Genomic DNA, 13,303 nt, shown 5'->3' with positions numbered 1-13,303 from the left:
CGACGTGCGCGCGTACCGCCCGGACGGCACGTACGTCGAGATCCGCAGCGCCAACCTCGGGGCGTTCGTCCCCGACGTCCCCGGCCTGTCCGACTGGAACTCCGCGCCGAGCAGGCCGACCCCGGTCCTCGGCAGGGACGCCCTGATAAAGATCGCGACACTGCCGGGCCTCACCTTCTAACCTGGAGGCATGAACGACGTGACCGTGACTCGGACGCTGGTGGTGCCGGCGTCCGAGTTGCGCGAGCGTTTTTCCAGGTCAGGTGGGCCGGGCGGGCAGGGGGTGAACACGGCGGACAGCCGTGTGGAGCTCTCGTTCGACCTGGCTGCCTCGCCGTCGATCCCCGATCACCTCAAGGCCCGGATGCTCGACAGGCTGGCGGGCCGGCTCGTCGACGGCGTGCTCACGATCGCCGCGTCCGAGCACCGCGCGCAGTTGCAGAACCGCGCCGCGGCCCGCGAGCGCCTGGCCGCGGTCCTGCGGGCCGCCGCCGCGCCGCCACCGCCGGTGCGCCGGGCGACGAAGCCCACCAAGGGCTCGAAGGAACGGCGCATCGCCGGGAAGAAGCGGCGTGCGGAGACCAAGCGCGGCCGTTCAGGCTCCTGGGACTAACGCGTAGATCCGTTCGGGGCGGCCGGTTCCGCCGTACCGCAACCGGACCTCGGCCCGTCCCGTCGACACGAAGTGCTCCAGGTACCGGCGCGCGCTCACCCGCGCGACGCCGGTCGTCGAGGCGCACTCCGACGCCGACAAGCCCTCCGGGCGCGACCTCAGGGCACCCTCGACGAGCCGCGCCGTCTCCGGCGTCAAACCCTTGGGCAGCAACGGTTTCGACGTCGGTCGCGCACCGAACACCTGGTCCACGTCCGCCTGCCCGGCCGAGGCGAGCCCGCGCAGCTTCTCCCGCAGCGCCGCGAAGTGCGCGAGCTGGTCGCGCAGCGCCGAGTGGTCGAACGGCTTGATCAGGTAGTGCAGCACGCCACCGCGCATCGCACTGCGCACGGTGTCCACGTCCGTCGCGGCGGTGATGACGATGACGTCCACGTCCTCGTTGGCGCGCAACGACTTCAGCACTTCGAGCCCGTTCACGTCCGGCAGGTAGACGTCGAGCAGCACCAGGTCCGGCTTCAGCGACGCGACCAGCCGCAGCGCGTCCGCGCCGTTGTGCGCGACGCCCACGACCTCGAACCCCTCGGTGCGCGCCACGTACCCGCTGTGCACCTTGGCCACCATGAAGTCGTCGTCGACGACCAGCACCCGGATCACCAGGGCAGCCTTGCCGTGAAGACCGACCCGGACACGCTCACCGAACCGCCTCGGCGCAGGCAGGCCCGCCTGATCAGCGCGAGCCCGATCCCGCGTTCGCCGTGCGACGCCGCCTTGGTCGTGAAGCCGTGCCGGAACACCTCTTCCGCGAGCTCCGGAGCCACGCCCGGACCCGAGTCGCGCACCACGACCTGGACCTCGTCGTCCAGCTGCACCACACCCACCTCGATCCACTTCCCCGCGCCGTCGGAGCTGAACGAGCTCAGCGCGTCCAGCGCGTTGTCGACGAGATTTCCCAGCACCATCACCAGATCCGCCGACAACGCCTCGTCGACCCTGCCCAGCACGCTGTCCGGGGCGAGCCGCAGCGCCGTACCGCGTTCGGCCGCGAGCGACGCCTTGGCGATCAGCAGCGCGGCCACGGCGGAGTCGCCGATCGCCGAGCCGACCTCGGTCCGCCACTGGTCCTGCGCCGAGCTGATCTGGTGAATGTAGTGGGTGACCTCGTCGTACTCCTTCAGCGCGATCAGGCCGGCGATGGTGTGCAGCCGGTTCGCGAACTCGTGCGCCTGCGCCCGCAACGTGTCCGTCGCGTGCTGCGAGGCGTCGAGCTCGTGCTGCAGCGCGAGGAGCTCCGTGCGGTCCCGCAGCGTCACGACCGCGCCCTCGCCACCCTCGATCGGCATGCGGTTCAACGTCAGCACGACGCCCTGCCGCAGCACGAGCTGGTCGACGCCGGTCGCGCGGCCCGTCAGCACGTCGCGCAGCCGGTCGTTGAGCTCCAGCTCCTCGACCGAGCGGCCGACCGAGTCCTCCGGCAGCGCGAGCAGGTCGCTCGCGTGGTCGTTGACCAGCGTGATCCGGTTCTGGCCGTCGAGGCCGACGACGCCCTCGCGGATGCCGTGCAGCAACGCCTCGCGGTTCTCGACCAGCGCGGTGATCTCGTGCGGCTCCAGCCCGAGCGTCTGGTTCTTGACGCGGCGCGCGAGCAGCAGGGAGCCGGTGACGCCGATGATCAACGCGATCGCCAGGTAGCGCAGCACGTCGACGGGCTGCTCCAGCGCGCCGGCGAAGACGCCGGGGTCCTCCGCGCCCGCGACCACCATGCCGTTGACCCTGCGGCTGACCGGGTCGAACACCGGCACGTGCGCCTCGATCGAGTCGCCTGCCGTGCCCGTCCAGGACCGGCCCTCGAGCGCGGTCGTCCTCGTGTCCAGGGTGGACCCGATCTGCGCCGGGTCCGGCGAGGCGATCACGAGCCGCCGGTCGTCGAGGATCAGCACGTAGGAGGCGCCGGACAGGCTGCGGGCCGTCTCGGCGGGCGCGGACAGCTCGCGCCAGTTGCCCATCCGCTCCTGGACCAGCGAGTTCGCGGCCACCGTCTCGGCGACCGCCAGCATCCGGCGTTCCTCGTTGGAGCGAAAGTTGTTCCCCGTCTGGACGACCGTCAGCGCGCCCACCGCGACCAGCAGCAACGTGACGACTACGAGTTGCCAGGCGAGGAGCTGGCTGGCCAGGGAACGGCGGCGGCGCATGTCACCTCCCGTGACCAGAAAGACCGAAAGAAACCTTAAAAGCGCAAGAGCGACATCCAGGTTTACACGAGTGCAACATGTCCAACCACGCGGACGAGAGGCGGGGATCACAGTGTCGGTGAAGGTGTGGGTGGCGGTGGCGACGGCGTTGCTCGCCGTCCTGCTCGTGCCACCGCTGCTGACGCCGGGTGCGGACAGCGGCGAAACGAACCAGGTGCGCGCGCTGCGGGTGCTGGTGCCGAACGCGCCCGGCGGCGGGTACGACATCACGGCCCGTACGGCGGCGAAGGCCATGGAGGACGCGGACCTGCTGCGCAACGCCGAGGTGTTCAACCTCCCCGGCGCGGGTGGCACGGTCGGGCTCGGGCGCACGGTCGGTGAGCGCGGCAACGGCAAGCTGATCATGTCGATGGGCCTGGGCGTCGTGGGCGCGGTGTACACGAACAAGTCGCCGAACTCGCTGCTCGACACCACCCCGATCGCGAAGCTGATCGAGGAACCGGACATCGTCGTGGTGGCGAAGGACTCGCCGTACACGTCGATGCAGCAGCTCGTCGACGCCTGGAAGGCCAACCCCGGCACCGTGACGGTCGGCGGCGGTTCGGCTCCCGGCGGTCCCGACCACCTGGCGCCGATGCTGATGGCGAAGGCCGTGGGCCTGGAGCCGAAGACGGTCAACTACATCCCGTTCGACGGCGGTGGCGAGCTGCTCGCGTCGGTGCTCGGCGGCAAGGTCGCGTTCGGCGTCTCGGGCGTCGGCGAGTACCGCGACCAGATCCAGGCCGGGACGCTGAGGGTCCTCGCGGTGACGAGCGGGGACCGCATCGAGGGCATCGACGCGCCGACGCTGCGGCAGTCCGGTGTGGACGTCGAGTTCACCAACTGGCGCGGGATCGTCGCTCCGCCCGGCATCTCGCCGACCGACAGGGCGAAGCTGGTCGAGGTCTTCCAGAACCTGCAGAAGACGCCGCAGTGGAAAGAAGCGCTGCAGCGCAACGGGTGGACGGACGCCTTCGCGCCGGGAGACGAGTTCGGGACCTTCCTGGACAACGAGAACAAGCGGGTGGCAACGGTGCTCAAGGACTTGGGGCTGGCATGACGACCGTGACGAAGCCGGAGCGCGGGAGCTGGCTCCGCGAACACTCCGAGCTGGGCATCTGCGCCCTGCTGGTCGTGCTCGGCGTGCTGGTGCTCACCGACGCGCTGCGCATCCCCACCGACTTCGCCCAGCGCGGTCCCGTCGGCCCGAAGGCGGTGCCGATCCTCGTCGGCTCGCTGCTGCTGGTCGTCGCCGCGCTGCTGGCCCGCGACGTCCTGCGCGGCGGCAGGGGCGAGGCCGAGGCGGGCGAGGACGTCGACCTGTCCGCCCCCGCCGACTGGCGCACGGTCCTGCTGCTGTGCGGCGCCTTCCTCGCGAACGCCGCCCTGATCGGCGTGGTCGGGTTCCCCATCTCCGGCGCGATCCTGTTCTGGGGCGCGGCCTACGCGCTCGGCAGCCGCAACCTGGTGCGCGACCCGCTGATCGCGGCCGGTCTCTCGATCTTCACGTTCGTGATGTTCAACAACCTGCTCGGCGTCCCGCTCCCCGGTGGCCCGTTGATGGAGGTGTTCTAGGTGGAACAACTGCTCGACGGCTTCGCCACCGCGCTGACGCCGACGCACCTGCTGCTCGCCGCCGTCGGCGTGCTGCTCGGCACCGCGATCGGCGTCCTGCCGGGCATCGGCCCGGCCATGGCGGTGGCGCTGCTGCTGCCCGTCACCTACGGCATGGAGCCGACCGGCGCGTTCATCATGTTCGCGGGCATCTACTACGGCGGCATGTTCGGCGGCTCGACCACGTCGATCCTGCTCAACACGCCGGGTGAGAGCGCCGCGGTCGTGGCGGCGTTCGAAGGCAATCCCATGGCCCGCAAGGGCCGGGGTGCGCAAGCGCTTGCCGCGGCGGCCATCGGCCACTTCACCGGCGGCATCATCGGCACGATCCTGATCGTCCTGCTGGCCCCGTTCGTCGCCAAGCACGCCGTCGACATCGGCGCACCGGACCTGTTCGCCGTCATGGTGCTCGCGTTCATCGCCGTCACCTCGGTGCTCGGCGCCTCGCGGATCCGCGGCTTCGCGTCGTTGCTCATCGGCCTGACGCTCGGCCTGGTCGGCCTGGACGAGATGACCGGTCAGCAGCGCCTGACGTTCGGCTCGCTGCACCTGGCCGACGGCATCGACATCGTCGTGGTCGCCGTGGCGCTGTTCGCGGTCGGCGAGGCCCTGTGGGTGGCCGCGCACCTGCGCCGCAAGCCGTTCGAGCCGATCCCGGTCGGCCGCCCGTGGCTGTCGAAGGCGGACCTGAAGCGCACCTGGAAGCCGTGGCTGCGCGGCCCGGCGATCGGCTTCCCGTTCGGCGCCATCCCGGCCGGCGGCGCGGAGATCCCGACCTTCCTGTCCTACGTGGCGGAGAAGCGGCTCTCCAAGCACAAGGACGAGTTCGGCAAGGGCGCGATCGAGGGCGTCGCGGGCCCGGAGTCCACGGCGTCGGCCTCCGCCGCGGGCACCCTGGTCACGATGCTGACCCTGGGCCTGCCCACCACGGCGGTCGCGGCGGTCATGCTCGCGGCGTTCCAGCAGTACGGCATCCAGCCCGGCCCGTTGCTGTTCCAGCGCGAGTCCGGCCTGGTGTGGGCGCTGATCGCGTCGCTGTTCATCGGCCTCACCCTGCTGCTGGTCCTGAACCTGCCGCTGGCCCCGCTGTGGGCGAAGCTGCTGCGCATCCCGCGGCCGTACCTCTACGCGGGCATCCTGTTCTTCGCCTCGGTCGGCGCCTACGCGGTCAACGCGGACATCTTCGACCTGCTGCTGATGTTCGTGATCGGCCTGCTGGGCTTCGGCATGCGCCGCTACGGGCTGCCGGTGCTGCCCGCGATCATCGGCGTGATCCTCGGCCCGGCCGCGGAACAGCAGATGCGGCGCTCGCTGCAGCTCTCCGACGGTTCGCTGACCGGCCTGGTCAACAGCCCGATGGCGGTCATCGTCTACGTCGTCATCCTGGTGATCCTGTTCTTCCCGCTGATCAGGAAGTTCCTGCCGAAGACCCCCGCCGCGGCCGCCGCGCCGGAGCGTGAGAAGATGGACGCCTGAACGCGTCGTGTGCAAGCCCCCGCCCAGGAACCGGGCGGGGGCTTTCTCATGCGCTGCGCACGATCAGGATCGCGAACGGCTTGTCGTCCTCGGGCCCTCTCACGGCGAGCTCGGTCTGCTCGCGCAACGTCGCCCACAGCTCCATCACGCGGGCGACCTGCGGTTCCGGCAGCCCGCAGATCGTCACGAACGTCCGCACCTGCTCGGGCTTCGTCGGCAGCCTGGCGCGCTTGAGCAGCGAGTAGACCTGGCTGCGCGGCAGCACCTGCCCCGCCCGCCGCGACAGCTCCGGCAGCGTCAGCCCGGACCGCGCGTGGATCGTCCGCAGCAGCTCGACGAACTCCGCCTCGGTCGCGGCCCGCAGCTCCGCGGTCGACGTCGCGACGAGCGGCCGCACCGGGTCGGGCCCGATGCCGAGCTCGGTGGTGAGCAGTGCGCTCACCTCGCGGTACGCGGCGATCGCCTCCGCCCGCCTGCCCGGCCGGGACAGACCGGACACGAGCTGGGACCAGAGCCGGTTGAGGCGCTCGAGCGGATCGCCCTCCGGGTAGGTCATCGCTGCTCTTCCTGCCAGATCACCATCGGACCGGCGGGCGGCAGCGGGCCGAACCTCGCGGTGAGCGGCCGGCTGCCGCCCAGCGCGACCGTCACGGCCAGGACCGCGCTCGTCGTGGCGATGGCGGCGACCGGCGAGTGGCCCTGCCCGAGCATCCAGCCGGTGAAGGGGAAGGCGAGCGCTGCGAGCAGCACGGTGCTCGATCCGGAGGTGGAGCACCGCCGGCGGGGGTGCAGAGCCCCGCTGTAGGGGGTCGTGGTCATCCGAGACTCCTGGGGTGGGGCCCGGCGCAGGCGTCACCGTGCGCCGGGTGGACCAGCTGATTGGCAGAACAACGAAAAGCCGGATGCCGGAAATCGTCTGCGCGGTCAATTGGCGTTGCCGCGGACTGTGCGACAGAGCGGCTCGACCACGAGCATGTCACTCACACGGGTGATTGCCAACCGAATCGTCGTCCAGATTTTCCCGCGTGCCGTCCACCGGCGTTCAAAGCCGTCCAACGGCGTCCAAATGTCCACTTTTTGGCATGTTCTCATCGGCTTCTGACCACGTCCGGGGACAATTGTTCGGAACGACAACGTCCAATGTCGTCCAACTGTCTGGTCGTAACCCGAGTACGGCGTTAGGCTCGCGGACGCCGGAATGCTACTCCGGTGGTGAGAAGCCCCTGGCCGAGCTTTGGACCAGCTGAGCAGCGGGGTGCGGCCTCCTGTTGGCGCGGGAGGCCGTCACGCGCCGCCACTGCCCGACCCACAGCTCCTGCGCCTCCTCCGGCTCACCGCAGCCGGTCAGGAAGGCTCTCAGCGCTTCCTCGTGCTTCGGCATCCGAAGGGTGCACATCGCGTGCGCGGAGCTCTTCGCCAGGACCAGGCCGCCGGCGTTGTCCGACACCTGCCGGAACGACAGCTCCCTGGATCTGCGCAACGCGTCGAGAGCGCGGATGAATTCGCGACCGGTGGCGGCGCGGCATGCCGTCGCGAACGGACTGTCGTCCTCGCTGGGCGACATCGTGGTCGATCCTCCTGCTTGCGGCGTTCCTCTCCCTTTCCCGCGACATCTGTAACGGGCAGCGGCTTGCCCGCGAGAAAGAAGGAGAGTTGTTCGGCTGTGAACGCGGATACTACCTGTGTGTCCAGCGTCTTTGTCGAGCCGATGATCCGCGCACTGCTATTCCATGATCGGCGAACCGCGGGAATTTCAAGCAGGACAATCGTTCGCTTAGTTCGTCGGTCCAGATCAGCGAGTTGTTCGCTCTTCGATTGGTTCGTACCAGGTACGACAACGGCCGCCTCGCGGGGAGACGGCCGTTGCTCCGAACGGATCAGCCGTGCGTCGGGAAGCCCAGGTTCACGCCGTGCTGCTGCGGCCACCGCGCCGTCACGGCCTTGGCTCGCGTGTAGAACCGCACGCCCTCGGCTCCGTGCACGTGCGTGTCGCCGAACAGCGAGTCCTTCCACCCGCCGAACGAGTAGTAGGCCATCGGGACGGGGATCGGCACGTTGATCCCGACCATGCCGACGTGCACCCGCCGCTGGAACTCGCGCGCGGCGAGCCCGTCGCCGGTGTAGATCGCGGTGCCGTTGCCGTACGGGTTGGCGTTCACCAGCTCCAGGGCGTCCTCGAACGTCTCGGCGCGCACGACCGAGAGCACCGGCCCGAAGATCTCGTCGGTGTAGATCGTCATCTCGGGCGTGACGTGGTCGAACAACGTCGGCGCCAGCCAGAAGCCGTCCTCGTGGCCCTCCGGCGCGTGACCCCGTCCGTCGACGACCAGGGACGCGCCCGCGGCCTCGCCCGCGTCCACGTAGGACCGCACGCGGTCCCGGTGCGCCCCGGTGACCAGCGGGCCCATCTGCGCGGAGGGGTCGGTGCCGGGCAGCACGGACGGGTGCAGCTCGCGGGTCCGTTCCGCGATCTTCGCGACCAGCTCGTCCCCGGCGGACCCCACGGCCACGACCACCGAGATCGCCATGCACCGTTCGCCGGCGGAGCCGTACCCGGCGGAGACAGCGGCGTCGGCGGCCACGTCGAGGTCGGCGTCGGGCAGGACGACCATGTGGTTCTTCGCGCCACCGAGGGCCTGCACGCGCTTGCCGGCCGCCGTGCCGCGCGAGTACACGTGCCGCGCGATCGGGGTGGAGCCGACGAACGACGCCGCGGCGACGTCCGGGTGGTCGAGCAGGGCGTTGACCGCGAAGGCGTCGCCATGGAGCACGTTGAGCACGCCGTCGGGCAGGCCGGCCTCCTGGAACAGCTCGGCCAGCCGCACCGACGCAGACGGGTCGCGCTCGGAGGGCTTCAGCACGAACGTGTTCCCGCAGGCGATGGCGACGGGGAACATCCACATCGGCACCATCACGGGGAAGTTGAACGGCGTGATGCCCGCGACGACGCCCAGCGGCTGCCGCAGCGAGTAGGCGTCGACCCCGCGCGAGACCTGCTCGGAGTGCTCGCCCTTGAGCAGCTGCGGGATGCCGCACGCGAACTCGACGACCTCCAGGCCGCGCTGCACCTCACCGGCCGCGTCCGAGAGCACCTTGCCGTGCTCGGACGTGATGATCGCGGCGAGCTCGTCGCGGTGGGTGTGCAGCAGGTGGCGGTACTCGAAGAGGATCCGCGACCGCGTCGACAGCGACGACTCCGACCACGACCGGGCCGCCTTCAGCGAGGACGAGACGGCGAGGTCGACGTCGGCCTGCTCGGCGAGCGCGACCCGCGCGGCGACCGCCCCGGTGGCGGGGTCGAAGACGTCAGAGGTCCGGGACGACACCCCGGCGGTGCGGGCGCCGTCGATCCAGTGGGGGATGGTGCTCAACGCGGTCCTCCTGGGGGAGCTGTCGTGGTCCGTACGACTAGAGAGGGGTTCAGCAGATGGCGCACGGGTTCGGTGCGGCCGTCACGAACCCGTTGCAGCAGCGCGGAAGCGGCCAGCCGCCCGAACTCGGCACGGGGCTGGTCGATCGTGGTCAGCGAGACGTGGCGCAGCGCGGCCAGCGACGTGTTGTCGTACCCCACGACGGAAACGTCGGCGGGCACGCGCAGCCCGGCGTCCTCCAGGGCCGAGATGGCGCCGACGGCGTTGAAGTCGTTGCAGGACAGGATGGCCGTGGGCAGAGCCTCGTCCTCGATCAACCCGCGGATCGCCCGCGCGCCCGCCGCGTCGGTGTACTCGGACGACACGACCTGGGGCACGAGCCCGTGCGACTCCATGGCGGCGACGTACCCGCGCCGGCGCGGCCCGGCCTGGGACCCCTCACCGCCGTCCAGGTGAGCGATGCGCTTGTGCCCCAACGACACCAGGTGGTCGACGGCCAGACGGGCGCCCGTCTCGCCGTCGTCGTTCACCGTGTCCACGGTGGACACCCGTGACGACCGCGCCACCAGCACGACGGGCAGTTGCTCGGCCGCCTTGCCGATGGCGGTCGCCGGCACGACGGGCGACAGCAGCACCAGCCCGGCGGGCCGGAACGACAGCAGCGACTCCAGGGCCCGGCGTTCGCGGGCGGGCGAGCGGCCGCCGGTGTTGATGATGATGTCGAACCCCTGCTCGCGGGCCACCTCGTCGATGCCGTCCACGACCTCGGCGAAGAACGCGTTGTGCAGGTCGGACACCATCACGCCCAGGACTGTCGACGTGCGCGAGGCCAGCGACCTCGCCATGGCGTGCGGGGAGTACCCCAGCTCCTCCGCGGCTTTCAGCACAGCGGTGCGCCGCAGCTCGCTCACCTTGGGCGAGCCGCGCATCACCAGTGACACCAGTGCGCGCGACACCCCCGCGCGCAGGGCGACGTCTTCCATCGTCGGCCTGACCACCGGCAACACCTCCCCTCACGTCACGGGCAGGAAACGCACCCTTGACACCCGTGTGACGCAAGCTACAGCATTAGAGCGCTCCAACCAATAGAGCGCTCTAACACATCAGGCTCATGAACAGGGGAAACCTGCGATGCGGATCGGAGTAGCGGGTGTCGGCAGGATCGGCACCATGCACGCGACCAACCTCGCCGCACTGGACGGGGTCGACGAGGTCCTCCTCTTCGACCCGGTGCCCGGTCGCGCAGCGCAGGCGTCGGCGGAGCTCGCCGGGACCAAGGCGGTCGACGACCTCGACGCGCTGCTGGGCGGCGTCGACGGCGTCCTGCTGGCGACCCCGACGAACACCCACCCCGAGATGCTGCGCGCGGCCATCGCCAGGGGCGTTCCCACGCTGTGCGAGAAGCCGATCGCGAGCGACGTCGCCGAGATGACCGCGCTGGTCGAGGACGTCGAGAAGTCCGGTGTCGAGGTGCTCGTGGGCTTCCAGCGCCGCTTCGACCCCGCGATCTACGAGCTGAACCGCCGCATCAAGGCGGGCGAGGTCGGTGACATCTACCTGGTCAGGGCCATCGGCAACGACGCGAACCCGCCGGACTTCTCCTACTTGCCCGCGTCCGGCGGCATCTTCCGCGACCTGCTGATCCACGACCTCGACTGCGTGCCCTGGCTGGTCGGTGAGCCGGTCGTCGAGGTCTACGCGAGCGGCTCGGTCCTGGTGCACCAGGCGTTCGCGGACGCCGACGACGTCGACAACGCCGTCGTGCTGCTGAAGTTCGCGGGCGGCGCGCACGCCACGCTGGCCGGTGGACGCCACGACCCGGTCGGCTACGACCACCGCATCGAGGTCATGGGCAGCAAGGACTCGCTCGTCGCGGGCGTCGACCCGCGCACCCCGCTGAACTCGCTCGAACCCGGCGGTCACGTGGCCGGCGCGGACGCCTACCCCGGCTTCCCGGAGCGCTTCCACCGCGCGTACGTCAACGAGATGAACCTGTTCACGCAGGTCATCAGGGGCGAGGTCGCGAATCCGTCCCCGGCGCGAGAGAGTTTGATCAGTCTTCGCCTGGCAGAAGCTTGTGAGCAGTCGCGCCGCAGCGGCGCACCGGTGAGGATCGAGGGGAACTAGGCATGGCGAAGATCGCTGGGGCACCGATCTCCTGGGGCGTGTGCGAGGTACCGGGCTGGGGCGAGGTGCTCCCGTCCGAGACGGTGCTGGGCGAGATGCGCTCCCTGGGCCTCACCGCCACGGAGCTCGGCCCGCCCGACTACCTGCCCGCGGACCCCGAAGCCCTGAAGGCGTTGCTGGGCGGGCACGAGCTGACGCTGGTCGGCGGCTTCCTCGCCGTCACGCTGCACACCGACGTCCGGTCCACCCTGGACGAAGCCGCCCGCGTGGCCGCGATCCTGCGGGCCGGTGGCGCCGAGGTCCTCGTCCTCGCCGCCGCGACCGGGCTGGACGGCTACGACGAGACGCCGAAGCTCACCGACGACGAGTGGAAGACCCTCGTCGACACCTGCGCGAAGATCCGCGAGATCGCCGCGGAGCACGGTCTGCGCACCGTGCTGCACCCGCACGTGGGCACCCACGTCGAGCGGGAGGCGGAGGTCGAGCGGTTCCTCGCGGACTCCGATCTCCCGCTCTGCCTGGACACCGGCCACCTGCTCATCGGTGGCACGGACCCGGTCGAGCTGGCGCGCCGCCACCCGGACCGCGTCGGTCACGTGCACCTCAAGGACGTGCGTGGTGAGATCGCGGCGAAGGTGCGCAGCGGCGAGCTCAGCTACACCGATGCCGTGGAACGGGGCATCTACGTGCCGCTCGGGGACGGCGACGTGGACGTGGAAGCACTGGTGCAGTCCGTCCAAGAGGCGGGCTACACCGGTTGGTTCGTGCTCGAGCAGGACACCCGGCTCGAGCACGGAAGTCCGGTGGACAAGCCACTCCAGGACACCGCGCGCAGCCTTGCGCACCTCAGCAGGATCCTCTGAAGGGACTGGAGACGATGAAGTCTCGCTTGGTCATCCGCGCGGGCGTGGCGCTCGCGGGTGTTGCTCTACTCACCGCGTGCAGCGGTCCCACCGGTACCGGCACGCAGAACGCCGGCGGCAACAACAGCTCGCAGGCCTCGGGTGACCTCAAGGTGTCCGTCATCACGCACGGCACCGCGGGGGACGCGTTCTGGAGCGTCGTGAAGGTCGGCGCCGAGGACGCGGGCAAGCAGCTCGGCGTCGGCGTCACGTACAACTCCGACGGCGACCCCGGCGCCCAGGCCAAGCTGATCGACAACGCCGTGTCGCAGAAGGTCGGCGGCATCGTCGTGTCGATGGCGAACCCGGACGCGCTCAAGACCTCCGTCGAGAACGCGGTGAAGGCCGGCATCCCGGTCATCACGATCAACTCCGGCAGCGCGAAGAGCGCGGAGTTCGGCGCCATGGCGCACGTCGGCCAGGAGGAGACGATCGCCGGCGAGGAAGCCGGGAAGAAGCTCAAGGCCGCCGGCAAGACCAAGCTGCTCTGCGTGATCCACGAGGCCGGCAACTCGGGCCTCAACCAGCGCTGCGACGGTGCCCGCTCCGGCTTCGGCGGCGCGGTGGAGAACCTCCAGGTCGACATCTCCAACCCGACCGACATCGAGGCCCGCATCAAGGCCAAGCTGCAGTCCGACGCGTCCGTCGACGGCGTGCTGGCGCTCAACCCGCAGGTCGCCGTGAACGCGGCGTCCGCCATCAAGGGTGCGAGCTCCAAGGCGCAGGTCGCGACGTTCGACCTCAACGCCGACGTGGTCAGCGCGATCAAGGCGGGCGAGGTGCTCTTCGCCGTCGACCAGCAGCAGTACCAGCAGGGCTACCTTCCTGTCGTGATGCTGAAGCTGTTCAAGGACAACGCCAACACGCTCGGCGGTGGCAAGCCCGTCCTCACCGGACCCGGCTTCGTCGACAAGACCAACGTGGACAAGGTCGCGGAGTACGCCAAGAACGGCAAGAGGTAGGGAGGAGGCG

The 13,303-nt window shown here is 70.2% G+C and carries 14 protein-coding genes; 7 read left to right on the top strand and 7 right to left on the bottom strand.

All coding sequences use genetic code 11. The features are described 5' to 3' along the window. Window positions 1-190 precede the first annotated feature (190 nt). Complete coding sequence (gene arfB / locus L6E10_RS18770; protein ID WP_236220782.1) at window positions 191-613, top strand: alternative ribosome rescue aminoacyl-tRNA hydrolase ArfB; 423 nt, start codon at window positions 191-193, stop codon at window positions 611-613. Here arfB and L6E10_RS18765 read toward each other — a convergent pair. Together L6E10_RS18765 and L6E10_RS18760 are read right to left on the bottom strand one after the other, a co-directional pair. Further along, window positions 596-1,267: a response regulator gene (locus L6E10_RS18765; RefSeq protein WP_090102561.1), complete on the bottom strand. Its 672-nt coding sequence runs from the start codon at window positions 1,265-1,267 to the stop codon at window positions 596-598. The genes arfB and L6E10_RS18765 overlap by 18 nt on opposite strands. Continuing rightward, window positions 1,264-2,802, bottom strand: a complete 1,539-nt coding sequence (locus tag L6E10_RS18760) for an ATP-binding protein (protein ID WP_236220781.1) — start codon at window positions 2,800-2,802, stop codon at window positions 1,264-1,266. Before L6E10_RS18760 ends, L6E10_RS18765 begins: the two co-directional genes overlap by 4 nt. A 130-nt stretch (window positions 2,803-2,932) precedes the next feature. On the opposite strand from L6E10_RS18760, the gene L6E10_RS18755 reads away from it, so the two are divergent. From L6E10_RS18755 to L6E10_RS18745, 3 genes are read left to right on the top strand one after another with little or no spacing between them, the layout of a single operon-like run. Continuing rightward, on the top strand, window positions 2,933-3,901 hold the full coding sequence (locus L6E10_RS18755; RefSeq protein ID WP_236221121.1) for a tripartite tricarboxylate transporter substrate binding protein: 969 nt from the start codon (window positions 2,933-2,935) through the stop codon (window positions 3,899-3,901). Beyond that, window positions 3,898-4,416, top strand: coding sequence for a tripartite tricarboxylate transporter TctB family protein (locus L6E10_RS18750; RefSeq protein WP_236220780.1), 519 nt, complete (start codon window positions 3,898-3,900; stop codon window positions 4,414-4,416). Before L6E10_RS18755 ends, L6E10_RS18750 begins: the two co-directional genes overlap by 4 nt. After that, a complete protein-coding gene (locus L6E10_RS18745) occupies window positions 4,417-5,931 on the top strand; it encodes a tripartite tricarboxylate transporter permease (protein ID WP_236220779.1) in 1,515 nt (504 codons plus the stop codon). Window positions 5,932-5,977: 46 nt separating this feature from the next. On the opposite strand, the gene L6E10_RS18740 is transcribed toward L6E10_RS18745, so the two are convergent. The 5 genes from L6E10_RS18740 to L6E10_RS18720 form a co-directional block, all read right to left on the bottom strand. After that, complete coding sequence (locus tag L6E10_RS18740; RefSeq protein WP_236220778.1) at window positions 5,978-6,487, bottom strand: BTAD domain-containing putative transcriptional regulator; 510 nt, start codon at window positions 6,485-6,487, stop codon at window positions 5,978-5,980. Continuing rightward, a complete protein-coding gene (locus L6E10_RS18735) occupies window positions 6,484-6,750 on the bottom strand; it encodes a hypothetical protein (RefSeq protein ID WP_236220777.1) in 267 nt (88 codons plus the stop codon). Before L6E10_RS18735 ends, L6E10_RS18740 begins: the two co-directional genes overlap by 4 nt. A 382-nt stretch (window positions 6,751-7,132) precedes the next feature. Further along, on the bottom strand, window positions 7,133-7,495 hold the full coding sequence (locus L6E10_RS18730; protein WP_236220776.1) for a hypothetical protein: 363 nt from the start codon (window positions 7,493-7,495) through the stop codon (window positions 7,133-7,135). Between the two features lie 313 nt (window positions 7,496-7,808). Beyond that, on the bottom strand, window positions 7,809-9,302 hold the full coding sequence (locus L6E10_RS18725) for a CoA-acylating methylmalonate-semialdehyde dehydrogenase (RefSeq protein ID WP_236220775.1): 1,494 nt from the start codon (window positions 9,300-9,302) through the stop codon (window positions 7,809-7,811). After that, the gene (locus tag L6E10_RS18720; protein WP_236220774.1) at window positions 9,299-10,300 is read right to left on the bottom strand and encodes a LacI family DNA-binding transcriptional regulator; all 1,002 of its coding nucleotides are present in this window, start codon (window positions 10,298-10,300) and stop codon (window positions 9,299-9,301) included. The genes L6E10_RS18725 and L6E10_RS18720 overlap by 4 nt, the downstream gene beginning before the upstream one ends. A gap of 133 nt (window positions 10,301-10,433) precedes the next feature. Here L6E10_RS18720 and L6E10_RS18715 point away from each other — a divergent pair, with 133 nt between their 5' ends. From L6E10_RS18715 to L6E10_RS18705, 3 genes are read left to right on the top strand one after another with little or no spacing between them, the layout of a single operon-like run. Beyond that, window positions 10,434-11,429, top strand: coding sequence for a Gfo/Idh/MocA family oxidoreductase (locus L6E10_RS18715; RefSeq protein WP_236220773.1), 996 nt, complete (start codon window positions 10,434-10,436; stop codon window positions 11,427-11,429). Window positions 11,430-11,431: 2 nt separating this feature from the next. Next, a complete protein-coding gene (locus L6E10_RS18710; RefSeq protein ID WP_236220772.1) occupies window positions 11,432-12,292 on the top strand; it encodes a TIM barrel protein in 861 nt (286 codons plus the stop codon). A 14-nt stretch (window positions 12,293-12,306) separates the two neighbouring features. Beyond that, entirely contained in the window at window positions 12,307-13,293 is a 987-nt protein-coding gene (locus tag L6E10_RS18705) for a sugar ABC transporter substrate-binding protein (RefSeq protein WP_236220771.1), read from the top strand. The last annotated feature ends 10 nt before the right edge of the window (window positions 13,294-13,303 follow it).

It is taken from the genome of Lentzea sp. CC55, assembly GCF_021056325.1.
Lineage (GTDB): Bacteria > Actinomycetota > Actinomycetes > Mycobacteriales > Pseudonocardiaceae > Lentzea > Lentzea jiangxiensis.
Note: the sequence above shows the minus strand (reverse complement) of the source record. Positions and strands in the feature narration are given on the sequence as shown.